Source organism: Gordonibacter sp. RACS_AR49, from assembly GCF_030418435.1.
GTDB classification, from domain to species: domain Bacteria; phylum Actinomycetota; class Coriobacteriia; order Coriobacteriales; family Eggerthellaceae; genus Gordonibacter; species Gordonibacter urolithinfaciens.
Genome location: NZ_JAIUDM010000009.1, coordinates 50,183 through 77,042, shown reverse-complemented (window position 1 = coordinate 77,042; position 26,860 = coordinate 50,183). Strand labels below are relative to the sequence as shown.

Here is a 26,860-nt window from a genome sequence, read left to right as displayed (position 1 = left end):
GACCGAGCCCGTAACGCAAAGACCGACCATCGACCATGAAAAAGGAGCACTCCATGACCGGAAACGAGACCGTCCTCCAGTACCTCACCAGCGTGCCCGCGTGGTACCTCGCCACGAGCGTGGACGACCAGCCGCACGTGCGCCCGTTCAGCTTCGCCGCCGAGCAGGACGGCAAGCTGTGGTTCTGCACGGCCACCACCAAGGATGTATGGGAGGAGCTGCTGGCCAACCAGCGCTTCGAGGCCACGTCGTGGTGGCCCGGCCACGGCTGGCTCATCCTGCGCGGCACCGCGGGGCTTGACGACCGTGTGAACGACGACATCCGCCAGGCGGGCTACGACCACCTCACCGGCCTGGGCGAGCACTATGACGGCCCCCACGACCCCACGCTCGTGTACTTCTCGGTGGAAGACCCGCAAGCCTGGATCTGCAACCACGACGAGTGGAAGCCGCTGGCCTTCTAACCCCCAGCACGAGCGGGAAGGGCGGGCCGCGAGGCCCGCTCGGCACCAGTCGGCCCTCGCGTGCCTCCCGTTTCTCGGAGCCCCGCTTTCAGCTTTCGTCGCCGAACAGCGCGCTCACGCTCGTGCCCAGGCCGTCGGCGATGCGCTCCAGCACGTCAACCGTGGGGTTTGCGGCACCGCTCTCTATGTTGCCCAGGTAGAGCCTGCTCACCCCGATCATGAGCGCGAACGTAGTCTTGGACAGTCCGGCCCTCGTTCGCAGTTCCGCAATATTGGCACCGAGTTGGGCTTTCAGTGTAATATTCCCCATGCTCGAAAAGGCTAGTATCGGGCCGGAGAAATGTCGTAAACTATAGTTTACAGCACACGGATAAAACAACTGGTCACACGCTTATATATAAGCACCGGTGTAAGTGTCGCGACCGGACGCCGAGATACGGGGACAACGATGGAGCACGCAGAGTACGAACGGCAGATGGAGGCGATCAAGGCCGCAACTGCCCGCATATTCGCCATGGCCGAAACCGAGGAGGAGGTCTGCCGCCTTGAGAAGGCCATAAACCACGAGGTCATGTACCTTGCGGCCATCGCCCAGTCCGAGCTGGTGAAGCCTGAAGGCGGTTGGGATCCGTTCGGGCGCTGACGTCCGGCGAACGGGGCCGCGAACCGGCCCCGAAGCGCTTGGGCCCCGCACTCGAGGGTGCCATTGCCGTGCAGGCCGCATCGTGCCCGGAAGGGCGCCGGTAAGCCCGCGCGAGCAGCCGCGCGGTCAGTCCGCGAAATCGTAGAGGTCCTTGGTAGCCTGGCGGAAGTCAGCATACACCTCGGACGCAATCCCCTCGTCCTCCACCAGCTCGAAAGCGGAGGGCTGGCCATCCTCGTCCAGCTCCGTCACCTCCAACAGCACGACCTCCCCCGACGAGCCGGCCGGCTCGTCCTCCGAGACGGGAAAGAAGAACCCGTAGCGGCGCGCGCCATGCAGCACGAGCCCGAGGAACTCCAACGTCACGGCATCGCCTCTCTCGTCGACGAATTCGAGCGTCACGCCCTCCTCGACCGGCGGACAGAAATTCGGGGCGCTCCCTTGGCGCATGCACAGCTCCTTACCTCTCGCGGCCCCGCCCTCCTGCGCGGCAAGGCCCTGTTTGATCCCAGCAGCATAGCATACCGCGCCCGTGCCCGTCCGCCCGCCGCCTCCCCCTCCACGAGATCGGCTTTCATCTGCAATCGCCGCCGGCGACCCGCGGCCATCGGCACCTGCACGCTTGCAGCGCCGCAGCCATCCGATCACTCTAGGTTACCGCCGATGACATTCCGCAGGTCAGTCTCTGCTTTGCCACCCCGGGCGAGCAGAGCGGGTCGAAAGATCCCGTGCGGAACTGCCGGAACACCCCTTGTCGCGTGAAGGCCCCTTCCAAGGAGGCGCGTCGGCCCAAAACGGGATTCTCCGGCCTTTTCCGGAAAACCCCTCCAGGGCAAAGCCCCTCCTTCGCCGCCAAGCGCCCTCACGCGCCCGGCCACTGGAAGAGGTCGGCGCGGTGATCGGCCACCCAGGCGAGGGCGAAGTCGCAGAACTCCTGGGCCTGGGGCGACAGGTCGGCGCCGGCCTTGCGGACGATGAAAGTCTCCCAGACGAACGAGCGGTCGGCGAAGGGCCGGATGACCGTATGCGCGCGCCTGCCGCCCCAGGCGGCGAAATCGAACGACACGGCGATGGCGTCGCCCTGCTCGGCCAGGCGGTGGCATAGGTCCAGTTCCGTGGCCTCCATGACGATGTCCACGTGCGCACCCGCGTTCGCCAGGCGGTTCACCACCAGGTGGTGCGAGGCGAACTCGCGGCTGACCATGGCGAGCGGCTGGCAGTCCAGGTCGGCGTAGTCGATGGCGGCCTTGCGCGCGAGTGGGTTCGCCTCGTTGACGACCAGGCATGGCCGATGGCTCGTGAACGGCACGGCGTGGAACACCGACAGGTCCACCGGCCCTCCCAGCACGCCGATTTCGGCGACGTTGTCGAGCGTGCGCTGCTTGGCGATGGCGTCGGGGCTCTCCATGATGCGCGGGCTGATATGCGGATGGCTCTCGGCGAAGTCGCGGATGAACGCGAGCGAGAGGTACTCGGACACGCCCTGCGTCGAGGCGATGGTCAGCGTGTACTTCAGCGCGCGGGCAGCCTCCACCTCGTCCTTCACTCCTTCGAGCAGGCGGATGACCATCTGCGCGCGACGGTACAGCGCATCGCCCTGCGGCGTGGGCTTCACACCGAAGTGGTTGCGGGCAAAGAGCGACGTGCCCAGCTCGGCCTCGATCTTCTGGACGATCTTGCTGCACCCCTGGGGGCTTAGGAACTGGTCCTTCGCTGCGCGGGTGATGCTCTTCGTCTCGTAGACGGCCACGAACACCTTCAGGTCGCGTGTGTCCATGGCCGCCTCCCTTCCCCGCCTCGTCTGCACCCGGCGCGCCGCCCCTCCTCCGCCGGCACGCCGGTCGCGTTTTCCGGCGCGCCGGCGCGCACCGTGCCCCGTTGCCGTGCGCGCCATGCTTGGACAGGGGGCGTCCCGCCGTCTCACGTACCCGCCCCGGCCTCGCGGCCAAGCCTGCGCCCCGCTTCCGCAGCCCGGCCCGCATGCGCCCGCCTTCGGTTCCGCGCCTCCATTCTACGCAGCGGGGCGCGCGTTTTGAATCGGCCTCACGTGACTATTGATACCCCTCTCCATATCGTTCGTTCCGCCATAGGAAACCCCGCGCGTAAGCTGGGAGCAGTACGGGAGGTATGAGCGCGACCACCACCCACCTGCGGTTTCGGGGCAGGACGGGCCCGTGGTGCGCACGGAGGCGGCCAGGCGGCCGCGAAAGGGGTGAAAACATGACGGAGCGGAAAAGGATCTCTCCCGGGCTCGTGCTGTTCATGATGCTCATGTCCATGACGGCGGGGGCCATGTGCCTGAACAAGGTGGCGCCCATCGTGCCGGTTCTCACGGAGAGCATGGGGCTTGCAGGGGCCGGGCAGGCCGGGCTGCTTATCTCGGTGTTCGTGTTCTCGGGCATATTCCTGGCCATTCCCAGCGGCGTCATCATCGCGAAGCTGGGGTACTACAAGACGGGCATCATCGCCCTGGCGGCCATCTTGGCCGGTTCGGTCGTGGGCGCGCTCGATGCGGGCTACGCCGTCATGCTGGGCAGCCGCATCGTGGAGGGCGTGGGGCTCATCTTGCTCATGACGCTGGGGCCGGCGGCCGTGGCCAGCTCGTTCGACGACCGGCGCCGCGGCAGCGCCATGGGCCTGCTCATGTGCTTCATGGCGTTCGGCCAGATAGCCATGTTCAACCTGGCGCCGCGCGTCGCCGAGGGCGGCGCGTGGGAGAACGTGTGGTGGTTCACAGCCGTCTACGCCGGCGTGTTCCTCGTGGCGTGGATCGTGGCGCTGCGCAACCTGGACGCGTCGCTCGCGGCGGCGGCCGCGCCGGCCGAGGAGGCGCCGGACACGGCGCTTGACGGCGCACCGGCTGCGCCGAGCGTGCCGACGAGGCTGTTCTCGAAGGACGTGTTCCTGAACCCGGGCGTGTGGCTCGTCGGCATCACGCTCATGGTGTACCTGATTGCCGAGCAGGGCGTGATCTCGTTTCTGCCCACGTACCTGGCCGAGGTGCGCGGCATGGACGCGGCGGCGGCCAGCTCCATCGTGAGCATCGCGCCGCTCGTGGGCATCCCCGTGGGCATCGTGGCCGGCATGGTGTCGGACAAGATGGGATCGCGCAAGAAGCCGCTCGGCGTGCTCATGCTGGCAAGCGCCGTGACCTACGCGCTCATGCCCACCTGGCCCACCGGCGTGTTCATCGTGCTGGTGGTGCTGTTCGGCATCGCGGTCATGGGCATCGTGGGCCTGTGCTTCTCGGCCGTGGCCGAGCTGGTGCCGCCCGCGCAGGGCGACATGGCCGTGGCGCTGCTGAACACGTTCCAGTGGGTGGGCATCTTCCTGAGCTCCAGCCTGGTGGGCCTGCTCATCGAGGCGGTGGGCTGGGACATGGCGTTCTACCTCATGGTGCCGCTCACCGTGGTGGGTGCCGTGTGCACGTTCGTCACGCCGAAACTGCGTTAGCGGACGAGGAGAGCGCCCTGCAGCGGCCGGGACCGCCATGGCAGCACGGCTGGCCGAGGCGGAGCTGCGCAGGCAGGCCCGACCGCATCTCGAGGACGCCTGCAGAGCAGGCGGATGCGGGAGTGCGGAAGGCGCAAAACGAGAAGATGGCGCAAGGCGCAGCGCCTTGCCGGAAAGGAGCTTTTCATGAAGGACATCATGAACGTCGCCGTAGTCACGTACGAGCCGCGCTGGGGCGACAAGGAACGGAACCTGAACCGCATAACGGGCTATATCGAGTGCGCGGCGGCGCGCGGGGCGAACCTCGTGGTGCTGCCCGAGACGGCACTCACCGGCTACGACGCCGACCTTGCGCACGAGGGCGACGAGCGCATGCACCATCGGCTGGCGGAGCCCATCCCCGGCCCGTCCACCGAGGCCGTGGCCGAGGTCACGCATCGCCTGGGCGTGTACGCCGTGTTCGGGCTGGCCGAGCGCGCCGAGAGCGGCACCGTCTACAACTCGGCCGCGGCGTGCGGACCCGACGGGGTGCTCGGCCGCTACCGCAAGATGCACCTGCCGGCCGACGAGCCCACCTGGGCCGGCCGGGGCGACGAGCCGTTCATGTTCGGCACCCCCTGGGGGCCGGTGGGCGTGAGCATCTGCTACGACACGTTCGTGTTCTCCGAGATCATGCGCTACTACCGCGCGAACGGCTGCCGCATCATCGCAAACCCGTTCGCCGTGAACACGGGCGTGACCGCCCGCAACATCAAGGACTCGCTGGAGTACCTGGCCGCGAACAACGACGTGTACATCGCCTCGGCGAACTGCACGGGCTGCGCCCTCACCGACGACTTCGTGGGCGGCAGCAGCGTGATAGGCCCCGGCAAGAACGTGCCTGCCGTGCATTACTACGCCGGTGGCCCCTGCGGCGCCCCCGGCTCCGACGAGCAGGAGCTGCACCTGGGCACCGTCGATCTGTCCTACGTGGACAAGCCCTTCTTGGCTAAGCAGTGGGCCGACGAGGACCCGGACTTCCGCCCCGATGTCTACGCCCGGTGGTATGCCGAGCTGGCCGAGCAGGAGCGCTTCAAGCGGTAAGGGTTCGCGCGGGTTGAAACCTGCCTGATCACAGAGGGGGCTGCCCGCGTACGGGGGCAGCCCCCTCTGCATGCGGAGAATCTCTATTCACCCGTACTCCTCTTTAAGCGACATAAACTTGCCATTCCCTCTTCACAAACATATGTTCCCTATACTACTATGGTCCCATCGAAACGAGCCAGTGCATGCGCTGCGCTGATGCGCAGTGCGAAGATACGAAGGCGTTCCCCTTCTGCCTGACGCAACGCTTGCAGGATCCTCGAAACCAGGGAACAGTGGAGTAGTCCGCGTTGGGCTGCGCCCGCATGGTAGGAGGATGCATGGGCAACATCGCGTTCGAGCACACCCGCATCGTCGCCAGCAAAGGAGGTGAGAGCATGGCAGAGTTTCAGCCGGACCCGTTCCTGACCTCCCTCGCCTGTCCGTCGACGAGCAACGCGCCTACGACGCGTACTGCGACGCGGTCGTGGACGCATCCGAGGCGGAGATCGCGCGCACGGGGGTCACGTATACGCTTGATGAGGTGTTCGAGCAGGCCCATGCGGAAATTGAGCGTCTCAAGCGCGAGTACCCCCGCGAAGATTTGGGGCGGCCATGTTCGCAGTAGTAGCCTCCGATCGCTTTTCTGTCAACGTGCGCAGAATATCACAGCGGCTCTACTTCGACGGCATCGAAGACCCCGATGAGGGCCTAAAAACGAGCTTAGTAGCCGCTCTTGCCACGGTACGGCTGTTCCCCGAGGCATATCCACGCACGGGCAAGGCGCGGCGGCACTTCACCTTCGAGTACCGCTCCGTTCCCTACACGGTAATCTTCTCATTCGACGGCTAGGTTATCGTGCTGCACGACCTCCACTTCGCCCACTCGGCGCGCACAGCGCATCGGCTTACCGAATAAGCACGCGGTCTCCTGCCTCGCAATTCATTGCAAGGCAGGAGACGGGTTTTCCACTCGCAATCCTTCGGAAGGCGGTTCCTTACGGCAGATTCGAGCACGCGCTTCCTTTGTGCAAGCGCGCCCCTTTCCGACATGAAGGTAACACCCGGGCAGCAGTTCAGATGGCGCCGTGACGCGGCGGCAACGGTTCTCGAGCGAGGTTAAGAGGGTCTGGATAATGGCTTCGACCCTCTTCCCTTCCGTAAGGAGCCTGCCATGCACCGTTCCTCCGCCCTGCCGTCGCGTTGCGCGCTATCGATCGCACTTGCGCTGCTACTCACGCTTTCCGCCCTCATGCCGACCGCATTCGCATCGCCCGCATTGGGCGAGCCCGCGCCCACGGTTGACGCCATCGACCCGCCACAGCAGCTTACTGCCGACGCCATTTCGCCCGACCAGATCCATTTGAACTGGGAAGCGTCCGTCGGCGCCGAGAACTGCCAGGTGTACCGCAGCACCTTCGAGTCGGGCGGGTACGTACTCGTGGGCATAGTGCCGGGCTCGGAGACACAGTATCTGGACACGGGCCTCTCGCCGGACACGACCTACTACTACCGCCTCATGGCAACGGGAGGCGGACAAACGAGCGACTGGTCGAACACCGCCCATGCCACAACGCCCGCACAGCTCTTCCCACTCACTTACCACCGCAATTACGAGGCGAGCGACGCCGTTACGGCGAACGGCGGCGAGTTCGGGCCCTTCCAATCCGTAACGTTGAGCGACATTACCTCAGTTGGCACCTCGGGCGCCAACTGGACGCGCGTGGGCTACCAGTTCAGGGGTTGGAACACCGATGCCTCCGCCGGCTGGGGCTTCATGGACTACACCATGCCGTACGGCCCCTCGTCGCTGTACGCTATCTGGGCAGCCATGTACGCCATCGAGTACGACGGCAACGGAGCCGACGGCGGCACGGTGCCCGTCGACCCCCAGGCGTACGCCGAGGGAGATGCGGTGACGGTGGCTCCCGACGAGCCCACGAGGACTGGCTACGCATTCGGCGGCTGGACGAACGAGGCCGACGGTGCCGTGTACCGCGCAGGCGAGACGTTCCCCATGCCCGCTGGCGGCACGCGCCTCATTGCGCGCTGGATACCGCGGGCCGACGCACACGAGAACGAGCTCGAGTTGGAAAACGACAACCTGTACGAGGGTGATACGCTCTCGTTCCTGGCAACCGGCCACCGCCAGGACGAGGTCGGCTCGGTCGACGGCGAGACGCGCTACGTCCCCGTAGCCTGGAGCATCGCGCCCAACCTGCAGGGCAACTTCCCCGACACGTCCCCGTACCGCTCCACCGCGACGCTCGAAGCAGCTGGTTCCTACACGCTCACGGCAACGTACGCCCAGGAAACCTACACGGCAGGCGCTGGCTGGCAGCGCACAGGCTCCGTCGAAACACTGTCGCGCGACTTCACCGTCAAGGCCCGGTCGGTCAACCCCGTCGACCCTGCGAACCCGACAGGCCCTACGAACCCCGGCCAGCCCGCATCTCCGGCAACCGGCGCGCGCACGGCGTTCTACCCGGCGTCGAAGACCGCACCGCGCACCGGCGACGCCACCTCGCTCACCACGTTGGGCGTCCTCGCAGCCCTCGCCTCGCTGGGCGCCGTGGGCGCGGTCGCCGCGCGCAGGAAGCTTCGGTAGCGGCGCGGCGCGGGAACCCTCGGGAGACGGTCCGCCAAAGCAACTTCCATCGCAAAATTTCAGGCCGCAAGCGGGCTTTCACGCGATGCGGCAGATCGCCGGGTGGCAGCATTGACTGCTGAGCCTCGACAAAGAACTGGGCCGCAAGCGAACGGACCTGCACCCGCCACGCAGCGGGTGCACGGGGGTTTTACGGGGGGGCCGCAGCCTTGGGACTCGGGGCTTTTACGAGGGCCGCCGCCTTGCTGGGAAACCGCATGGAGAACGTTCGGAGGCTGCTGCCTTATTGGGAGGGAGTGAAGCAGCAACTCTCCTCCCTCCCCTCTCCGCGAGAACAAGGAAGCCCCCTACCGGGGACTTCCTTCCGCAGGAGCGGTGTTGCGCCCCTGCTTCCTACTTCTTGTCCGGACGCTTCTTGCGCTTGGCCTTCGGCGGTTTCGCTGCCGGCTTCGGGGTGTTCGCGCCGTGCGGCTGCACGGCAGCCGCGCCCTCGCCCGAGCCCTTCGGCGCGCTCTCGGTCGATTCGGCCTTCGCGGCGGACGCCTTTGCTGTCGCCTTCGCGGCAGATGCTCCCTTCGCCGGCTTCGCTGACGTGACCGCCATGGCGCCCGGGTTCGCGAACTCGAAGCGGCCCACCTCCGCGCCGTACTTCTTCACGAGCTTCGCGTTCCTCGGCTCGCGCGTCTTCCACATGGCGTACAGCGGCGTGGCCACGGCCACCGACGAGTACGAACCGCAGATCAGGCCGATGGCCATGGCGAACGCGAAGTCCTTCAGCGTCTCGCCGCCGAAGAACAGCATGGCCAGCACCGGAATGAGCGACGTGAGCGTGGTGTTGATGGTGCGCACGAGCACCTGGTTGATGGAGTGGTTCGCCATCGTCATGAACGTGCACTTGATGTCGTCTCCCCGCATGTTGTCGTTGATACGGTGGAACACGACCACCGTGTCGTAGAGCGAGTAGCCCAGGATGGTGAGCAGCGCGGCGATGGTGTTCGGGTTCACCTCGCGTCCCACCAGCGCGTAGATGCCCATGACCAGCACCAGGTCGTGCAGGAGCGCCACGATGGCGGTGATGCCCATCTTATAGTCGAAGCGGATGGCGATGTAGATGATGATGAGCACGATGGACACGAGGAACGCGATGAGCGACGACTGGATGACGCTCGCGCCCCAGTCCGGCCCGATGGTGGTCACCTCGAAGCTGTCGGTGGACAGCCCCAGGTCGCCGGCCACCTGGTTCGCGCGCGCCGTGGCATCCTCGGCGCTCGTGGTGGTGGTGCGCACGAGGAAGCCCTCCTGGCCGTCCGCGTTCGTCGTCTGGATGACGGCGTCGGGCTCGCCGGCCTGGTCGAACGAGGTGCGCAGCTGCTCGGTGGTCACGTCGCCCGTGTTGTGGAACGCCACCGAGGTGCCGCCCACGAACTCGATGCCGAAGTTCAGCCCCTTCACGCCCACGACGGCGAACGACGCGCACACGAGCACGGCCGCTACCGTGAGGAAGATGCGGCGATGGCCCAGGAAGTTGATGTCGTGCTTGATGAAGCGCCCGCGCGGCTTGCGCGCCGCCTCCGCGGCAGCCTCGCCGGCGGCGCCCGCGCGCTTCTCGGCCACGCGCTCGCTCTCGGCGGCGTTCAAAGCCTCGCCCGCCTCGGCCGCAGCCGTGCTCGTGCCCTCGGCCAGGGCCAGCGCCTCGTAGTCCTTGGCGGCCGCCTCGGCGTCCTTCACGCCCCAGAAGCCGGGGTGCCTCGCGATGACCTTCGGCGCCAGCAGGCGGATGAGCGGGGCCTTGAACAGCAGCATCATGACGATGTCGCACACAATGCCCAGCGCCAGCGTCAGGCCGAAGCCCTTGACGGACGCCGTGGCCAGGAAGAACAGCGACAGCGCCGACACGAGCGTCACCAGGTCGGCGTCCACCGACGTGACGATGGCGTGCCGCACGCCCGTGATGGACGCGGCGCGCACGCTGCGGCCCATGCGGATCTCCTCGCGGAAGCGCTCCATGGTGAGGATGGACGAGTCGGCCGCCATGCCGATGGTCAGCACGATGCCCGCGATGCCGGCGAGCGAGAGGCTGAACAGGCCGAACGCCGAGAGCGTGGCCAGGATGCCCAGGTACAGCACGGCGAAGATGCCCATGGCCGCCGCCGTGACGAGGCCGAGGCCGCGGTAGAAGAACAGCAGGTACAGCATGACCACGGCCAGGCCGATGAGCGCCACCAGCACGCCGGACGCCAGCGCGTCCTGGCCGAGCGTCGGGCCCACCACCTGGCTCTGCGCGTACTCGAAGCTCACGGGCAGCGAGCCGCTCTCCAGCACGGTCTGCAGCGACTTGGCTTCGTCGAGCGAGTAACCGCCCGTGATGGACACGTCGCCGTTCGGGATCTCGGACTGCACTGCCGGCGCGGACTGCACCTCGTTGTCCAATATGATGACTATCTTGCCTTTCGTCGGCGCAAGCTCTTTCGTAGCCTCGGCGAACGCCTTCGTGCCCTCGCCGTCCAGCTTCACGTTCACCGCATAGTCGGCGGAGGCCTCTTTCTCCTTGCCGATGGAAACGTTCGTGATGTTTGCGCCGGAAACGAGGGGCGTGTAGGTGCCGTCCTCCACCTTGAGGTGCTCGGTCTTGCCCGAGGGCAGCGAGTTGCCCAGCTCGTCGGTGATGGTGGCCTCGTTGCCGTACTGGCCGTTCTCTATCTTGGTCTTCACGTCCTGGTCGGTGAACGAGTCGAGGCGCGCGAACTCCAGCTTGCCGGTCTTGCCGATGGTGTCGAGCGCATCCTCGGTGTTCGTGAGGCCGGGGATCTGCACGAGGATCTGGTCGGTGCCCTGCACCTGCACCACGGCCTCCGAGGCGCCGAGCGCGTTCACGCGACTCTCGATGATGGCGCGGCTCTTCTCCATGTCCTCGGTCGACACGGCCTGGCCGTTCTCGCCTTTCGCCGTGAGCACGACCGACAGGCCGCCCTGGATGTCCAGGCCCTGGTTGATCTTCTCCTGCGGGGGCACGAACATGAAGATCGAACCCACCACCAGCAAGGTGGTGGCTATGAGGAGCCAGACGTTGCGCCGGTCGACCGAACGGCCGGGCTTCTTCTTCGATTTCTGGGCTGTCGCCATGGAGAGCTCTCCCTCGTTGATTCTTTCCATTCAAAGGCGCGCGGAACGGCTCCGCCACGTCAACTGTCCTATTGTGCCACAAATCGACCGCCGGGAACACTCCCCTGCGGTTAAACTATGCTTGTCCGGAAATATTCGACGATTTCCGAAAAAGAGCAGCTCGAGGGCCCTGCCTAGTAGTCCTTCGCCGCCGGGCTCGCCATCCACGCCGCGTAGAACTCCTCGTAGGCATCGGCCAACACCGCCTCGCGGGCGCGGCGCATGAGGTCAATGAGGTAGTACAGGTTGTGGATGGACAAGAGGATGCCGCCGAGCATCTCGTTCTGCTTCACGAGGTGGCGGATGTAGGCGCGGCTGTGGTTCTGGCACGTCGGGCACGTGCAGGCGGCGTCGAGCGGGCCGAAGTCGCGCGTGAACTTCGCGTTGCGCATGTTCATGCGGCCCGTGGACGAGAACGCCGTTCCCATGCGGGCCGTGCGCGTGGGCAGCACGCAGTCGAACATGTCCACGCCCTCGCGCACCGCGCGCACGAGCGTGGTAGGGTTGCCCACCCCCATGAGGTAGCGCGGGCGGTCCTCCGGGCACGCGCGCGCCACGTGGCCCAGCGTCTCGAACATCACCTCGTGGTCCTCGCCCACCGAGTAGCCCCCGATGCCGAAGCCACCGAAGCGCCGCCCGCCGCGCGCCAGGCTCTCGTCCTCGATCTCGCGCAGGCGGCGGATGGATTCCAGCCGCAGGTCCAGCTCCATGCCGCCCTGCACGATGCCGAAGAGCGTCTGGTCGGGCCGGACGTGCGCGGCCAGGCAGCGGCGCGCCCAGTTGGCCGACAGGTCCACGGCCTTCGCCACGAACGCGCGCTCGGCCGGGTACGGCGTGCACTGGTCGAGCTGCATGGCGATATCGGCGCCGAGCTGCTCCTGGATGGCCATGTTGGACTCGGGCGTCCAGCGGATCTTCGAGCCGTCGTAGATGGAGCGGAACGTGAGGCCGTCGTCGTCGAGCTTGAGCGTGTCGGCCAGGCTGAACACCTGGAACCCGCCCGAGTCGGTGAGCATGGGACCGTCGTAGTTCATGAAGCGGTGCACCCCGCCGGCCTCGGCCACCACGTCGGCGCCGGGGCGCAGCGACAGGTGGTAGGTGTTCGCGAGCACCACCTGGGAGTTCAGATCGCGCAGCTGGCCTGCGGTGACGCCCTTCACTGTGGCGCTCGTGCCCACGGGCATGAACATGGGCGTATGGAACGTCCCGTGGGCCGTTTCGTAGGAAAGCGCGCGGGCGTGGCCGCTCGTCGCCTCGCAGGCGCAATCGAAAAGGGCCACGGCTAGCCCTCGATCCCGTTGATGGTGAAGCCCGCGCCAGGAGCCGCGGGGGCGTCGCCCGCGAGGTTCTCCGCGAGCACGCGCTCGCACGCGGCGACATCCACCAGGCCGGCGTCGATGCCGGTTGCGTGATCTGCGCAGGCAGGCAGCGCCTCGGCCCACGCGGCGAACTCCTCCATCGTGCCGTGCTTCACGGTTGCGAGATCGAAGCCCCCGTCCGTCGGGTCGAGCAGGTGGTCGGTCACGAGGAACGCGTCGGCCCCGAGCGCCTGGATGCCCAGGTCCTCCACCGTGTTGTTCCCCACCATGAGCACGTCGGCGCCGCACAGGCCGGCCGCAGCCAGGTTCTCGGCGTAGTAGGAGGGCTTGGGCTTCACGCTCGTGGAGTTCGCGAAGTTCGTGAGGCGCGAGAACTTGTCCGGGTCGATGCCCGCCCACTCGAGGCGCCACCGCACGGCACGCTCGGGGAACATGGGCATCGTGGCCAGCACGAGCGGGTAGCCCTTGGACGCGAGCGCGTCCACCGCACGCGCCGCCGCCGGGTTCGGCGCCACACCCGCGCCGATCGCGCCGAACTCGACTTCGTAGAAACGGTCGAGCTCCGCCGTCCAGTCGCACGCATCGGCATCGACGTGCGCGAACCAGCCTTCCCAGAACGCGTCGCTGTTCGGGCGGCCGTCGTCGTGGGCGGCCATGTTCTTGATGCCGGCCTTCATGCCGGCCATGAACGTCTCGGGCGCCACGCCGAAGCGGGCGACGTACGCGCCGAGCGCTTCGAAGTACGTGCGCATGAACTCGTCGATCTCCATGGGGAGCAAGGTCCCGTCCAAGTCGAAGAAGATGGCCCGGTAGGCCGGTGCGGTGCATTCGCCCATTGCGTCGTCCTTCTGTTCGTCGGCGTGCGTTTCGTCCGACATGGTAGTATAGGCGACGATGCGAAGGAGCGTGCGAAACCCGATGAAATTGCTACTTCATGCCTGCTGCGGACCGTGCTCGCTCGAGCCGGCGCGCATCCTGCGCGCGGCCGGGCACGACCTGGCCATATACTATGCGAACTCCAACATCGCGCCGGCGAGCGAGTACGCGCGCCGGCTGGACACGCTGCGTGCCTGGGCCGGTGGAGAGGGGCTGCCCGTGGTGGAGGGCCCCTACGCGCCGGACGCCTGGGAGGCGACGGCCGGCCGCGTCGGCGAGGCCGCGCTCGCGGCGGCAGGCGGCGACGTGCTGCAGGTGGCGGCCGAACCGGCTTTGCGCGAGGCCCGCTGCCGCGCCTGCTACCGCCTGCGCTTCGAGGAGGCCGCGCGCGCCGCCGCCGAGCGGGGCTTCGACGCCGTGGGCACCACGCTCTCGGTGAGCCCCTACCAGTTCACCGATGTCATCCGCGAGGAGCTGGAGCGCGCCGCCGCGGGCGCGGGCGTGCGCGCGCTCTTCGAGGACTACCGCCCCTTCTACGACGAGGCCACCCGCCGCAGCCGCGCGGCGGGCATGTACCGGCAGAACTTCTGCGGCTGCCGCTTCTCCGAGGCCGAGGCGGCGGCCGAGCGCGCCGAGCGCAAACGGGCGCGCGCTTCCGAGCGCGAGGCCGAGGCCGCCGCGCATGCCGACGAGCGCGCCGCCCAGGAAGCCGCCCGCGCCGCCAAGCGAGCCGAACGAGCGGCCTACGCCGAGAAGCAGGCCCGCAAGCGCGCCGCCCTGCGCGCGCTGCGCGAGCAGGGGCGCGGCGAGCGGTAGCCCGGCCTTCGGCCAAAGCGCCTCGCAAGCCCTGCCGTCGCGCGCCAAAGCATGGGCTTGCTTTCCAAGGTTTTAGCAAGTATACTCACAAGTATATTTGCTACCGAAGGGAGGGTGACATGGCCCAGCTTTCGTTGTACGTGGACGATTCCATGATGGAGGATCTGCGGCGCGATGCCGCGCGCGAGGGGAAGACGCTCTCGAAGTACGCGGCGGGTGTGCTGCGCGAGCGCAAGGAGCGCAACGGGTGGCCCCCCGGGTTCTTCAACCTGTACGGCGCATGCGACGACGACACGTTCGTCGTGCCGCCGGAGATCCCCTGGGAGCTTGATGCGCCCCGCAAGACGTTGTAGCAGGCGGTGCGCATGTACCTCCTTGACGCCAACATCTGCATCGACTTCATGCACGGGCACCTTCCCTACGCTTTCAATCTAATGCGCGACAGCGATCCGCGCCTGTTCAAGATCCCCGCTATCGTGGAAGGAGAGCTGAGGCTCGGCATAGTGAAAAGCAAGCAATCGAAAAAAACGCGATGGCTCGTCGATGAATTCATGCTTCCCTTCGAAGTCCTTCCGTTCGATTCCGAATGCGCGCATATCTACGCGCGCATAAGGGGGGAGCTGGAAATGGCCGGTAAGGTCATCGGGCCTAACGACCTCCTCATAGCCGCCACGGCGCTCGCGAACAACGCCGTGCTCGTCACGGGCAACGTGGACGAGTTCAAGCGCGTGCTGGGGCTTTCCATCGAGTCGTGGTATGAGATGACGTGGGAGGAATTGGGAATGGGGCCCTTGGCGGAGCCGGAACGCCTATAATAGGCTCTTCGACGAACCGACCGCGAACCGCACGAAGGACCCGCCCGCATGAAAACCTCCGATTTCGACTACGACCTGCCCGAAGAGCTCATCGCCCAGGAGCCCGCCGCGGAACGCGACGGCTGCCGCTTGCTGGTCATGGACCGCGCGACCGGCGCGCTGGAGGACCGCGTATTCCGAGACATCGCGGAGTACCTGCGCCCCGGCGATCTTCTGGTGGCCAACGAGACGCGCGTCATGCCGGCACGCCTTTTGGGCGCAAAGCGCGGCACCGGCGGGGCGGCCGAGGTGTTCCTGCTGCGCCAGCACGGCACGCCCCTCGACAACAAGAGCGCGCTCTGGGAGGTGCTCGTGCGCCCTGGCAAGCGCCTCAAGCCCGGCACGGGCGCCATCGTGGACTTCACGGACGCCGCAGGCCAGGTGGCGCTTTCCGCCGAGATCGTGGATTGGATCGCTGACGCGCAGAAGGGCGAGCGCCTGGCACGCCTCATCACGCCGCTCCCCTCCCTCGACGAGGCGCTGCACGCGGTGGGCCACACGCCGCTGCCGCCCTACATCAAGGACTACGCCGGCGACGAAGAGCTGTACCAGACGGTGTACTCGCGTCGCGAGAGCTCGGCGGCGGCGCCCACGGCCGGCCTGCACTTCACGCCCGAGCTCATCGAGCGCCTGCACAAGCAGGGCGTGGGCTGGGAGACCGTGGAGCTGGAAGTGGGCTTGGACACGTTCCGCATCGTGGACGAGGACGACCCCGAGAAGCACGTCATCCACACCGAGCGCTACAGCGTGCCCGCCCGCACCGTGGACGCCATCGCCGCGACGCGCGAGCGCGGCGGCCGCGTGGTGGCCGTGGGCACCACGAGCGTGCGCAGCCTCGAGAGCGCCTGGGACGCGGAAGCGGGCATTGTGACGCCCCGCGAACGCGAGGCCACGTCGCTCTACCTGCTGCCCGGCAGCGAGTTCCACGTGGTGGACGCCCTGGTCACGAACTTCCACGTGCCCCGCTCCACCCTCATGATGCTGGTGAGCGCCTTCTCCACGCGCGAGCACATCATGGCCGCCTACCGGCATGCCATCGCCGAGCGCTACCGCATGCTCTCCTTCGGCGACGCCATGTTCATCTGCTAGCCGCAGCCGCCCCAACCCGGCCGGCCTGCACCTTCCGGCATAAAAAATGGCCCCGCACTGCGGGGCCATTTCGGCTTGTTTATGTGAGGTTGCTTTACGCCTTCGTCACGTTGCTAGCCTGGAGCTTGCCATTCTGGCCGGTCGTCACGTCGAACTGCACAGCCTGGCCTTCATCGAGGGTCTTGAAGCCGTCCATCTTGATCTCAGAGAAGTGGACGAAGAGGTCTTCGCCATCGTTCTGAGAGATGAACCCATAGCCTTTTTCGGGGTTGAACCACTTCACGGTACCTTCTGCCATTTTAAATCCTCTTTCCTCTCCTTGACCCTTCAAGGAGGCAACACTGCATGCTGCATGGCGGCAGCACTCGCCCTCACCTCGAGAGCACGAGAATACTATACGCTATCCGGAGAGAAAAAGGCTCGGGATTCTCGGTTTAGCCCGTTTTTTACCGTTTCGTAAGATACGGCCGGCGCCACGCCATCAGTCTTCGGGACAAGACGCCTCCAGCGCCTCGCACCGGGCAAGGGCCTCGGCGTAGGCGCTCCGGTAGGCTTCGACCTCCGACTGGACAGACGCTAGCTCGGCCGGCTCCAAGAGGGCGGCATGCGCTTCCGCCGCATCGGCGAAGCACCCTTCCTCGAGCGCGCGGGCCAGGGCAGCCTCGGCGTTGCGCGCGGGACCGACGCGGAACCCTCGCAGCGAGCCGGCATGCAGCAGGGCCCGGCGGCACTCGTCGGCGAGCGCCGCATCGCCTCCCTCCTCCGCCCGCTCGAACGCGGCGCGGGCCGCAGCCTCGCGCTTCTCGGCCTCGTCCAGGAGGATACGGGCCGTGCGCAGCTCGTCCTCGAGAAGCACCGCCGCAGCCGCAGCCTTCGCACGTGCCAGCAGCGCGCCGCGCTCCTCCATGGCGGGAAGCCGGTCGTAAAGCCGCTGCAGCAGGGCGAACGCCTCCTCGGCGACGTCCGCGCCCGGGGCCTCCGCGCTTCCTTCGGCCTCCGTCGCGCAGGCGCCCGTTACGGCCGCGCCGGCACCCGTCCGTGCATCCTTCGCTTCGTCCACTGCCCTCAGTCCTTCCATGGCTCGCCCGGAACGGCAGTCCGGGCCGGCGGGGCCGGCTCCGGCCACCGGGCGCCGCGCCCGGTGCCGCCGGCACGCCGCCGCCCGGCCTGCCGTCATCCTGCTAGATCTCCTGGTACACGCCCGCCAGCTGCTCGCCCAGGCACTTGCCCTCGATGAGGCAGCGGCCGTGGCTGTTACCCTGCACGTTGATGGGATAGTCGTAGGCGTAGATGTCGCCGGCGCAGTTGCCGATGGCGTACAGGCCCTCGACCGGCTGGTCCTCGGCGTCCAGCACCTCGAAGTTGTCCGAGATGTGGATGCCGCCGCACACGCCCAAGAGGCCCGGCGCCACCATGCAGGCCGTGAAGGGGCCTTCCTTGATGGGATAGAGGAAGTGGCTCTCCTTGTAGAAGTCGGTATCCTCGCCCTGCTCGCACATCTTATTGTAGCGCTCGACCGACTTCAGGAACTCGTCCTTGTCCACGTCGAGCATCTCCGCCAGCTCCTCCAGCGTGTCGGCGCGCTTGTAGTAGTCGGGCACCTTCTCCAGGCCGCCCTCGACCGTCTTCGTATGCGAGTCCACCGCCACCTGGTAGTCCGTGCCGTAGGCTCGGAACGAGTCCCAGAACATGCCGCCGCCGTACTGCAGGCTGTCCAGCAGGTCCGTCTGCCAGTTCGCGTCGAACACCGACCACGCGTGGTCCGAGCCGCCGTTCACCATGACGCCCACGCACTTGCCCTGCACCCACGTGGCCTCGTTCATGAAGCGCTTGCCGGCCGGGTTCACGAACATGAAGGGGCCGTGGAACGTGGCGGCCGCCTGCGGATGCATCATCGTGGGCCACGGGCCGTCCTGGAACGCGCCGCCGGCCCAGGCGGCCATATTGTGGCCGTCGCCCACGTTGCCCTGGTCGGAGCACAGGCGGGTCATGACCTTCTTCGCAATGGGGGCGAACTCGTCGAGGTACTCGTCGTTGTAGCTCACGTCGCCCGTGGCCAGCACCACGCCCTTCGGCGCGTTGTACTGCACGTAGTCGCCGTCCTTGTTCTGGCAGATGGCGCCCGTGACCTTGCCGGCGTCGTCCTGCACGAGCTGCACGGCCGGCATCTCGTACACGAACTCGGCGCCGTGCTGCTTGGCCTCGCTCTCGAACAGGTACTCCACGAAGTCGGCCATGGTGTGCTGCTCGAAGATCTCGCCGCCGGAGATCATGTGGTAGCAGTCGATCTCGGGGTGCACGACCGAGCGCGAGCCCACCGTGACCATGCACTTCGCACCGTTCTTCTCGGCCAGGTCGAGGAACCAGTTCATGCAGCGCTCGGACTCGCGGAACCACTTGGCCACGAGCGACTCGCGGCAGCGGTTGCCGCACGTGGACACCCAGCGCTCCATCTCCACGGCCTTGTCGAAGCTGATGCCCAGCTTGTCCAGCTCGCGCGAGGCGATGGCGCCCGTGCCGCCCACGCCGTGGCCGTTGAGCATGGCATCCTTCTCCACGAGCGTCACCTTGGCGCCGCCCTCCGCCGCGGCCAGCGCGCAGCACGTGCCCGAGTAGCCGCCGCCGATGACGAGCACCTCGGTGTCCACCGTCTCCTTGATCTTGTCGGCCGGGATAGGCTCGGGCTTGACCTCCCACGTGTGCTTGCCGTCGGCACCGCCCGCAGCCCCCGCCTTGGCGTCGTCGGCCGAGCCGGCCTCCTTCGGGGCGCAGCCGATCATGCCGAGCGCGGCCACGCTCGCTGCGCTCAGGGCCGCCCCCTTGAGCAGGCTGCGGCGCGAGATGCCCTTGTTCTCTTCGCTCATGTTCCCTCCTTGGATCGTTCCATCGCTTGCGCGGGCGGCTTCCCCCGCCCGCCAACAGGGCCAGCTTAGCGCGCGAAGGGCGCCCCACACCATCCCATACTTTGGGTTGTTTTAACGTTTCCGCAGATGATTGCGGTGATATCGAGTATTTGGTTCGCGAGGCGGTCTCCCGTCGCACCTCAATCGAACAGGTCGATGAGCTCCTGGCGGGAGTGGACGTCGGCCTTGCGGTAGATGCTCTTCATGTGGTCGCGGGCCGTGTTCTCGGAGATGTAGAGCTTGCGGGCGATGGCGGGCACGTTGTTGCCGCGCAGCACGAGGGCCACGACCTCGCGCTCGCGGGGGCTGAACGGCTCGTCCAAATCAAGCGCATCCATGCGCCGCTCGATGAGCGTCGCGATGCTGTCGGCGCCGGGCGCGGTCGCCGTGCCTCCGCCCGGCAGGCTCTCCGGGTCCGCCTCCGCGCCCACCCCGGACGACGCGCCCGCAGCGCCCGCCCGAGGGCCCGGCTCCCCGGCAGCCGCCGACGCCGACGCGCCGGACGCGCCGGCGGCAGAGCCCGCGACGGCGTCCGGCCCTGTCGCTGCCGAGCATCCAGCAGCCCCCGCTGCCAGAACGTCCGCCGGAAGGAATGCGGCGGCGCCCACCACGGCCATGTCGTGCTCAGCCTCGGCCGCCGCGCGGCCCCGGCGTCCCTTGCGGGTGAACGCCAGGCAGAACAGCACGAGCGACAGCGCGTACACGCAGACGAACAGCACGTTCACCGCCAGGGCGAAGTCGTAGGCCGCAAGCGGGCTAAGACCCGTGCCCACGACGTCGCCCGCGAGCATGGCGGCCAGCGTGGGCCCCACGCACAGGGCGTACACCTGGGTGGAGGGCAGCGAGCGCTCGCTCGCGTACACGGCGCAGGTGACGATGAGCAGCAGGTTCACTATCTCGAAGCCGAACAGCAGCATGCCCGACGCAAAGGGCGCGAACTGCACCCCCAGCAGCGTAGGCAACAAAAACGCACCAGTGACCAGCGGAAACAGTATCTGGTAGACGCGCAGCACCGCGAAGCCCGTCTCCGAGAGCAGCTCGATGAGCACCACCACCGCCACGGCCAGCGCCATGCCGGCCAGCACGGGCGGCGACGTGATGCCGCCGGGCACGGCGAAGAGGTGCGAGACCAGCTTCCACACGAAGCCGATGGCGCACGTGCAGAACACCGGCTTCCACAGCATGCGCACCGTGGCCGCGGCGGCCGTGCCCGTCATGCGCGGACGGGGGTCGGCGGGCACGATCTCCCGCAGGCAGCGGCCGAGCGACACGGCGGCCGCAGCGGGCAGGACGACCACGGAGCACAAGGCGCGCGCGGCGTCCGGCAAGAGCGCCAGCAGCACGCTGAGCGCAACCGAGAGCAGGGCCGAAAGCGGGATGAACACGGCCGTGCGCGATGCCCCCTCGGAGGCGAAGAACTGCTGCCACAGCACGTAGGACGAGCCCAGGGCCAGGCCCACCAGCACGCCGGCCGCCAGCGAGCCGGGCAGGACGGGCACGATACCGTTGGCCGCCAGGTAGTAGGCGGCCGAACCTGCGGCCAGCAGCACGCCCACCATCAGGGCGGATCGCGGCGGGAAGGGCATGCGCCGCCGCTCGTAGAGCACGGCGGCGCCCACGGCCGCCAGGGCGCACAGCTGATCGCTCAAGCTGAACAGGCGCTGGCCGGCGAAGCCGTCGGGCACCGCGAGGCCCGCGAACGTGATGGCCCACACGAACGCGAACCCCAGATGATGCCACCGCAGCGACCGCAGCAGCGTTTTCGCCTTCTCGACGGACAAGAACGATCCCCTCCCGTAGTTTCTCCCGGGAACATGGTAGCGTACCGCAGCCGCCCGGTGAAGGGCAGAGGGGAAAAGCCGGGCGCCGATCGCACCGGCGCGGCGAAGGCGGGGCAGCGCAGCCGGTGCACCCGCATCGGCATGGCCGGCCGGCGCACCCGCTTCCTGCCGCCACCCGGCCCGCATCCAACGGACCGCGGCCGCAGCGCGCCGGCTACCGGGCGCTCCCCTGCGCCGGGGAGGACGCGTCCAGGGAGCCCTGTCCGGGCCGGCCGCCCCGGACGGCCGGAGCCTCCTGCCCGGACGGCGCGGCGTCCTTGATGCCCGCGAGCGGGATACGGGACTTGAGCAGGGCGATCCAGCCGATGCCTGCAAAAGCCATGGACGCCACGATGAGCACGCCGATGCCCTGCACGTAGCTCGACCACGGCAGCACCGCCAGCAGCATGCCCACGTAGCCGATGGCGGTATGGGCGAAGTTGATGAGCGACGACGCCGCGCCCGTGTCGCCCTCCTGCTGGGATAGCAGGATGTTCGTGCTGTAGGGGCGGATGCAGGCCTCCGTGAGGGCGAACACGAGGAACGTGAGGCAGAACAGCACGGGCGAGAGCTCGCCTGCCAGCAGCATGGCCACGCCCGAGAGCGCAGCCGCGGCCAGCAGGATGCCGGTGAAGCGGCGCGCGCTCACGTAGCGGGAGGCCTTGAGCCAGATGAAGGGACCGGCGGCGGTGAGCAGCGCCGCCACGGCGAAGAACACGCTGTACTCCAGCTCGCTTAGTCCGAAGAACGAGATGTACACGTAGGAGCCCACGGCGATGTAGGCCATGAACGGCAGGTTGTACAGGCCCACGATGGCCAGGAACGAGGAGAAGCCCTTGTTCCTGGCCACAGCGCCCAGCTGCCCGATGCTGCCGAGCACGGTGCCGCGGTAGCGCTCCTCCTGCGGCAGCGTCTCCTCGAACAGCACGGCGAGCGCGCAGCAGAACACGCCCACGGCGCCCAGGGCGCAGAACGTCATGCGCCAGTCGAACACCTGCAGGATGAGGGCGCCCACCACCGGCGACAGCACGGGCCCCACCACGAACATGACCTGCACGATAGACAGGATGGCCTCGCGCTTCTCGGCCTTGAACGCATCCTTGACCACGGCGGTGGCAACCGCGCTCACGGCGCCCGCGCCCAGCGCCTGCACGACGCGGAACGCGATGAGCATCTCGATGTCGAGCGCGAGCGCGCAGAGCCCGCTTGCGGAGGTGTAGGTCACCACGCCGGCCAGCAGCACAGGGCGGCGGCCGTAGCGGTCGCTCAACGGGCCGAACACGAGCAGGCCCACGGCGAAGAACAGGAAGTAGCCCACGAGCGTGAGGTTCACGGTGCCCGCCGTGGTGCCGAAGGCCTCCGTCATGTGGGGAACGGCAGGGGTGTACATGTCGAGCGAGAGGGGCGTCACCAAGCTGGCGGTGACGAGGAGGACGACAAGTCCCAAGGGTCCGAGCTTTCCTTGGGGCCGGACGAGCCATTGCTGCATCTTCTGTTTCATGGTGAGTTTTCCTTCTAGGTTCCGAAGGCGACCCGTAACGGGATTACGAGGCGATTACTCTAGCGGAACGAAACCAGATGAGGACGCGATCCTTCGATCATCACAGAGTCACCATGATCTAACAAATCACGGTTCGAAGGGGTTCCGCGGATGCTGGCGGCATCCGGCGCGGGGCGCACGGAGGGCAGGCGCCGCCAGCACCCGGGCAGGGCCGCGGGGAGCCCACCGCGCAGGAGACGGGCCTGCGTCACTCGCCCGGGCGCTCCGGCGCCTCGACGGCGGGCGAGCGCGGATCGTCGGCCGAGGCGATGTCGACGATGGCGGGCTCGGGGGCGTCGTCCAGCAGGCCCGCCATCTCGGCCGGGTCGTCGGGCAGTTCGAGCCCGTAGGCGTCGGCCAGGGCGCGCGCCTGCTCCAGCCGCAGGTCGGCGACGGCGTCCTCGCCTGCCTCGCGCAGGTAGGCCGACGCCAGCATGAGGCTGCGCGCCACGTACTCGGTGACGCGCGGGTCGGTGCCCGACACCTGCAGGATGCCGGCCATGGACTCCGGCGCGAGCGACAGCAGCGTGGCGCCGTCGATGTCCACGGCGTCGCCCACGGCGTTCTCCAGCATGTCGGCCGCGGCCTTCGGGTCGTGCTCGTCGCGTGCCTTGAACCAGCTGCGCCGCAGTATCTCGGCGAACTGCAGGAAGATGCGCATGAGGTAGTCCTGTTCGAGCATGGGGCTCGTCCTTTCGTCGCAGGTCGAAAACGGTTGGCGGGAAGCGCCGGGGGCCCGCGGCGTTGGCGCCGACCCCCCCCCGGTTGGCTCAGGCAGGCGGGAGGGCGATACCCAGGTGCTCGTAGGCGCGCGGCGTGGCCTGGCGGCCCTTCGGGGTGCGCACCATGAGGCCCTGCTGCATGAGGAAGGGCTCGTAGACGTCCTCGAGGGAGTCCGGGTCCTCCGAGAGCGCCGAGGCGAGCGTCGAGAGCCCCACGGGCCGGCCGCCGAACTGAACGGCTAGAAGCTCCAGGATGCGGTTGTCCACGGCATCCAGGCCGAGCGCGTCCACCTCGAAGAAGCTTAGGGCCTGCGCGGCCACGTCCTCGTCGATCGTGCCGTCGCCGCGCACCTGCGCCCAGTCGCGCACACGTTTGAGCAGGCGGTTCGCCAGACGCGGCGTGCCACGGCTACGCCGCGCGATCTCCAGCGCGCCGTCCTCGGCTATGTCCACCCCGAGGATCGCCGCAGAGCGGCACACGATGGAGCCCAGCTCCTCGGGCGTGTAGTATGCCAGCCGGAACACCATGCCGAAGCGGTCGCGCAAGGGCCCGGTGAGCAGCCCCGTGCGCGTCGTGGCGCCGATGAGCGTGAAGTGCGGCAGGTCGAGCCTGATGGAGCGCGCGGCCGGCCCCTTCCCCACCACGATGTCCAGCGCGAAGTCCTCGAGCGCGGGGTAGAGAACCTCCTCCACCATGCGGTTCAGGCGGTGTATCTCGTCGATGAACAGCACGTCGCCTTCCTCGAGGTTCGTGAGGATGGCGGCCAGGTCGCCCGTGCGCTCGATGGCGGGGCCGCTCGTGGTGCGGATGCTGGCGCCCAGCTCGTTGGCCACCACGGTGGCGAGCGTGGTCTTGCCCAGGCCCGGGGGGCCCGAGAACAGGATGTGGTCGACCACGTCGCCGCGCGCCCGCGCCGCCTCGATGAGGATGGCGAGCGATTCCTTCACCTTCGTCTGGCCCAGGTAGTCGCCCAATCGCTTCGGGCGCAGGCTGCGGTCGAGGACGAGGTCGTCCTCCGTGAGCTCGGCCGTCACGGCACGCGGCGGCACCGACGCCGCGTCTGCGCCGTCGGCCACGTAGCCCAGGCCCTCTATCTCGATGTCGTCGTGCGCCATAACCGCCTAACTTCGCAAGCCGTCCCGTCCGTCGCTTCGCCTACCAAGGTACCACACGCGCCCGCGCGCGTCAGCGCTCGGTTCCCAACCGTTTGAGGGCGTACTGGAGAACGGCGCTGTCAGAGACGCCCTCCGGCGCGCCCTTCAAGGCCAGGTCGGCCTCGGCCGCCGTGAACCCCATGGACAGCAGCGCCTCGTGCGCGCCGCGCAGCTGCTCGGCGGCGCGGGCGGCGGGCGCCTCCCCCTCGTCGAACAGGCTCGCGAGCCCCTGGTCGAGGGACCCCTTCAACTCCAGGATGATGCGCGAGGCCGTCTTCTTCCCCACGCCCGGTATCTTCGACACGGCCGCCACGTCCTGCGCGGCGATGGCCGCGACGAGCGCCTGCGGCGTGAACACCGACAACGCCGCCAAGGCCACTTTAGGGCCGACGCCGCCCACGCCGATGAGGCGCTCGAACAGCGCCTTCTCCTCCACCGTCATGAACCCGTACAGGGCGATGGCGTCGTCGCGCACCTGCAGGTACGTGTGCACCTCCACGGACGCGCCCGCCTCGGGCAGCTTCGACAGGCTGGCCTGCGACATGCCCACGGCATAGCCCACCCCGTTCACGTCGATGAACGCGGCAGCGGCGGTCTTGCCCGCCAGCCTTCCCTTCAAGAACGCGATCATCGCGCGCCTCCTCCCGATGCGGCCGCGGCGGTCGCCGCCGCGAAGCCCTCGTGGGTCGTGTAGCAGATGGCGGCCGCCAGCGCGTCGGCCGCATGGTCGGGGCTCGGCACCGCCTCGAGCGCCAGCAGCTGGCGCACCATGTACTGCACCTGCTCCTTGTCCGCCGAGCCGGCGCCCACCACGGCCAGCTTGATCTGGCTGGGCGAGAACTCGCCCACCGGCAGGTCGCCCTCGGCGCACGCCACGAGCGCCGCGCCGCGCGCCTGGCCGGTGGCGAAGGCGCTCTGCGCGTTCGCACCGAACCACACCGTCTCGATGCCCACGCACGTGGGCGCGAACCGCCTGATGACGGCCGCCATCTGCTCGTGTATCTTGCCCAGGCGCCGCGCGAGCGGCGCCTGGGCCGGCGTGGAGATGCAGCCGTAGGCCACGCACGCCAGCCGCGGCCCGCTTTGCGCCACCACGCCCCAGCCCGTGTTCGCCAGGCCCGGGTCGATGCCGAGTATCGTCCGTTCGGTGCGCGCCATCCGTTCCCTTCGGTTCGCAAACGTTTGTTCGCGCTATCCTACCACAAAAAAGACGCGCCGGGAGCGCGTCTTTCAAGTAATCCATCGTTCGCCGACCACGCCTCGCGGCAGGGCGCGAAAGGGCGCCGATCGGTTTCGGCGGTCGTCAGGCTGCCGGAGCCCTACTCGTCGAGCGCCTCGGCGATCTCGTCGGTGATGTCCATGGTGTGGTAGACGTTCTGCAGGTCCTCGAGCTCCTCCAGCTTGTCCACCAGGCGCATGACCTTCTTCGCGTCGGACACGCTCACCTGGGTGGGCGTGGTGGGAATCATGGTGAGCTCGGCGCCCTTCGTCTCGGTGCCGGCCTCTTCCAGCGCCTTCTTCACGGCCATGAGGTCGGTGGGGCCGGTGTAGATGATCCACTCGTCCTCGGCGTCCTCGTAGTCGTCGCCGCCGGCCTCGGCCACGGCGAGCATGAACTCCTCCTCGTCGGCCGCGGCGCCGTTCGGCTTCACGGGGTTCTTCTTGTCGCCCGTCTCGACCTCCTTGGGAACCATGATCTGGCCCTTGCGCTCGAACTGGAACGCCACGGAGCCGGAGGTGCCCAGGGAGCCGCCCGCGTGCGAGAACGCGCTGCGCACGTCGGCCGCGGTGCGGTTGCGGTTGTCGGTCAGCGCCTCGCAGTACACGGCGATGCCGGCCGGGCCGTAGCCCTCGTAGACGACCTCCTCGTAGTTCGCGGCATCCTTGCCGGAGCCGAACGCCTTGTCGATGGCGGTCTTGATCTTGTCCTTCGGCAGGGAGTAGCCCTTGGCCTTCTCGATGGCGGCCGCCAGCGACGCGTTGTTCTCGGGGTTCGGGTCGCCGCCCTCTTTCGCGGCCACCGTGATGATGCGCGACAGCTTGGAGAACAAGGCCGAGCGCTTCGCGTCCTGCGCCGCCTTGCGGTGTTTCGTTGTAGCCCACTTAGAATGCCCAGACATATACTTCCCTTCCACAGAGCACTATCGGCCAAACATTCTAGCACATCCGTCAAATACCCTGCTCGCTTATCGCACGGTCTTCAAAAAACGGCCTGCGACGGCCCGGCCGGGCCAGTCGGGCCGGACGGCCGGGTGTCCAGGCGCGGGCTCGCACGGGGCGAGTTGACGGACGTGCGACGGCGTGCCTACGGTACCGTGACCGAGCCGCCGATTCAGCAGCACGCCCCTACAATGGCTGGAAGACGAGGGACGCCG

General features: G+C 67.9%; 26 protein-coding genes. 10 read left to right on the top strand and 16 right to left on the bottom strand.

The genetic code is table 11. The features are described 5' to 3' along the window. Positions 1–53 precede the first annotated feature (53 nt). Positions 54–464: a pyridoxamine 5'-phosphate oxidase family protein gene (locus tag LB310_RS12970; protein ID WP_087191302.1), complete on the top strand. Its 411-nt coding sequence runs from the start codon at positions 54–56 to the stop codon at positions 462–464. An 88-nt stretch (positions 465–552) separates the two neighbouring features. Here LB310_RS12970 and LB310_RS12965 read toward each other — a convergent pair whose 3' ends face one another. Continuing rightward, positions 553–774: a helix-turn-helix domain-containing protein gene (locus tag LB310_RS12965; RefSeq protein WP_087191303.1), complete on the bottom strand. Its 222-nt coding sequence runs from the start codon at positions 772–774 to the stop codon at positions 553–555. 138 nt (positions 775–912) lie between these two features. Between LB310_RS12965 and LB310_RS12960 the strand changes: the two genes are divergently transcribed. Beyond that, positions 913–1,107, top strand: coding sequence for a hypothetical protein (locus LB310_RS12960; protein ID WP_087191304.1), 195 nt, complete (start codon positions 913–915; stop codon positions 1,105–1,107). Positions 1,108–1,233: 126 nt separating this feature from the next. Here the strand turns inward: LB310_RS12960 and LB310_RS12955 are convergent, their stop codons facing one another. Both LB310_RS12955 and LB310_RS12950 read right to left on the bottom strand, forming a co-directional pair. Then, complete coding sequence (locus tag LB310_RS12955) at positions 1,234–1,557, bottom strand: DUF1292 domain-containing protein (RefSeq protein WP_278807290.1); 324 nt, start codon at positions 1,555–1,557, stop codon at positions 1,234–1,236. Positions 1,558–1,969: 412 nt separating this feature from the next. Next, complete coding sequence (locus LB310_RS12950; RefSeq protein WP_278807288.1) at positions 1,970–2,884, bottom strand: LysR family transcriptional regulator; 915 nt, start codon at positions 2,882–2,884, stop codon at positions 1,970–1,972. Between the two features lie 443 nt (positions 2,885–3,327). Between LB310_RS12950 and LB310_RS12945 the strand changes: the two genes are divergently transcribed. The 4 genes from LB310_RS12945 (at position 3,328) to LB310_RS12930 (ending at position 8,229) form a co-directional block, all read left to right on the top strand. Then, positions 3,328–4,560, top strand: a complete 1,233-nt coding sequence (locus LB310_RS12945; RefSeq protein ID WP_301155158.1) for a CynX/NimT family MFS transporter — start codon at positions 3,328–3,330, stop codon at positions 4,558–4,560. 186 nt (positions 4,561–4,746) lie between these two features. Then, positions 4,747–5,643 (top strand): carbon-nitrogen hydrolase family protein, encoded by an 897-nt coding sequence (locus LB310_RS12940; protein ID WP_278807284.1) that lies wholly within the window; start codon positions 4,747–4,749, stop codon positions 5,641–5,643. A gap of 594 nt (positions 5,644–6,237) precedes the next feature. Next, positions 6,238–6,474: a DNA-directed RNA polymerase subunit beta gene (locus LB310_RS12935; RefSeq protein ID WP_278807283.1), complete on the top strand. Its 237-nt coding sequence runs from the start codon at positions 6,238–6,240 to the stop codon at positions 6,472–6,474. 321 nt (positions 6,475–6,795) lie between these two features. Further along, positions 6,796–8,229, top strand: a complete 1,434-nt coding sequence (locus LB310_RS12930) for an InlB B-repeat-containing protein (protein WP_301155157.1) — start codon at positions 6,796–6,798, stop codon at positions 8,227–8,229. Positions 8,230–8,622: 393 nt separating this feature from the next. Here LB310_RS12930 and secD read toward each other — a convergent pair whose 3' ends face one another. From secD to LB310_RS12915, 3 genes are all read right to left on the bottom strand, one after another. Then, positions 8,623–11,352 carry a protein translocase subunit SecD gene (secD, locus tag LB310_RS12925; RefSeq protein WP_278807279.1) on the bottom strand — a complete coding sequence of 910 codons (2,730 nt, stop codon included), beginning with the start codon at positions 11,350–11,352 and terminating at the stop codon, positions 8,623–8,625. Between the two features lie 173 nt (positions 11,353–11,525). Continuing rightward, positions 11,526–12,671, bottom strand: coding sequence for a tRNA guanosine(34) transglycosylase Tgt (gene tgt, locus LB310_RS12920; RefSeq protein WP_278807277.1), 1,146 nt, complete (start codon positions 12,669–12,671; stop codon positions 11,526–11,528). Between the two features lie 2 nt (positions 12,672–12,673). Beyond that, complete coding sequence (locus tag LB310_RS12915) at positions 12,674–13,546, bottom strand: HAD family hydrolase (protein ID WP_278807276.1); 873 nt, start codon at positions 13,544–13,546, stop codon at positions 12,674–12,676. Positions 13,547–13,628: 82 nt separating this feature from the next. Between LB310_RS12915 and LB310_RS12910 the strand changes: the two genes are divergently transcribed. From LB310_RS12910 to queA, 4 genes are all read left to right on the top strand, one after another. Next, the gene (locus LB310_RS12910; protein WP_278807275.1) at positions 13,629–14,402 is read left to right on the top strand and encodes an epoxyqueuosine reductase QueH; all 774 of its coding nucleotides are present in this window, start codon (positions 13,629–13,631) and stop codon (positions 14,400–14,402) included. A gap of 119 nt (positions 14,403–14,521) precedes the next feature. Then, complete coding sequence (locus LB310_RS12905) at positions 14,522–14,755, top strand: antitoxin (RefSeq protein WP_278807273.1); 234 nt, start codon at positions 14,522–14,524, stop codon at positions 14,753–14,755. 12 nt (positions 14,756–14,767) lie between these two features. Next, on the top strand, positions 14,768–15,217 hold the full coding sequence (locus tag LB310_RS12900; protein ID WP_278807272.1) for a type II toxin-antitoxin system VapC family toxin: 450 nt from the start codon (positions 14,768–14,770) through the stop codon (positions 15,215–15,217). Positions 15,218–15,265: 48 nt separating this feature from the next. Beyond that, a complete protein-coding gene (gene queA / locus LB310_RS12895; RefSeq protein ID WP_278807271.1) occupies positions 15,266–16,345 on the top strand; it encodes a tRNA preQ1(34) S-adenosylmethionine ribosyltransferase-isomerase QueA in 1,080 nt (359 codons plus the stop codon). A gap of 94 nt (positions 16,346–16,439) precedes the next feature. Here the strand turns inward: queA and LB310_RS12890 are convergent, their stop codons facing one another. From LB310_RS12890 to LB310_RS12845, 10 genes are all read right to left on the bottom strand, one after another. After that, positions 16,440–16,643 (bottom strand): cold-shock protein, encoded by a 204-nt coding sequence (locus LB310_RS12890; protein ID WP_015539962.1) that lies wholly within the window; start codon positions 16,641–16,643, stop codon positions 16,440–16,442. 183 nt (positions 16,644–16,826) lie between these two features. Beyond that, positions 16,827–17,405, bottom strand: coding sequence for a hypothetical protein (locus LB310_RS12885; RefSeq protein ID WP_278807270.1), 579 nt, complete (start codon positions 17,403–17,405; stop codon positions 16,827–16,829). Between the two features lie 121 nt (positions 17,406–17,526). Then, entirely contained in the window at positions 17,527–19,209 is a 1,683-nt protein-coding gene (locus LB310_RS12880; protein ID WP_278807269.1) for an FAD-dependent oxidoreductase, read from the bottom strand. A gap of 179 nt (positions 19,210–19,388) precedes the next feature. Further along, positions 19,389–21,029, bottom strand: coding sequence for a LuxR C-terminal-related transcriptional regulator (locus LB310_RS12875; protein WP_114568520.1), 1,641 nt, complete (start codon positions 21,027–21,029; stop codon positions 19,389–19,391). A 214-nt stretch (positions 21,030–21,243) separates the two neighbouring features. Beyond that, positions 21,244–22,569 carry a Bcr/CflA family efflux MFS transporter gene (locus LB310_RS12870; protein ID WP_278807267.1) on the bottom strand — a complete coding sequence of 442 codons (1,326 nt, stop codon included), beginning with the start codon at positions 22,567–22,569 and terminating at the stop codon, positions 21,244–21,246. 247 nt (positions 22,570–22,816) lie between these two features. Continuing rightward, on the bottom strand, positions 22,817–23,290 hold the full coding sequence (locus tag LB310_RS12865; protein WP_227155340.1) for a hypothetical protein: 474 nt from the start codon (positions 23,288–23,290) through the stop codon (positions 22,817–22,819). Positions 23,291–23,378: 88 nt separating this feature from the next. Beyond that, entirely contained in the window at positions 23,379–24,446 is a 1,068-nt protein-coding gene (ruvB, locus tag LB310_RS12860; RefSeq protein ID WP_015539963.1) for a Holliday junction branch migration DNA helicase RuvB, read from the bottom strand. A 70-nt stretch (positions 24,447–24,516) separates the two neighbouring features. Next, positions 24,517–25,116, bottom strand: coding sequence for a Holliday junction branch migration protein RuvA (gene ruvA / locus LB310_RS12855; RefSeq protein WP_015539964.1), 600 nt, complete (start codon positions 25,114–25,116; stop codon positions 24,517–24,519). Then, positions 25,113–25,643: a crossover junction endodeoxyribonuclease RuvC gene (gene ruvC / locus LB310_RS12850; RefSeq protein WP_114568523.1), complete on the bottom strand. Its 531-nt coding sequence runs from the start codon at positions 25,641–25,643 to the stop codon at positions 25,113–25,115. The genes ruvA and ruvC overlap by 4 nt, the downstream gene beginning before the upstream one ends. A gap of 161 nt (positions 25,644–25,804) precedes the next feature. Continuing rightward, on the bottom strand, positions 25,805–26,605 hold the full coding sequence (locus LB310_RS12845) for a YebC/PmpR family DNA-binding transcriptional regulator (RefSeq protein ID WP_041239546.1): 801 nt from the start codon (positions 26,603–26,605) through the stop codon (positions 25,805–25,807). Positions 26,606–26,860 lie beyond the last annotated feature (255 nt).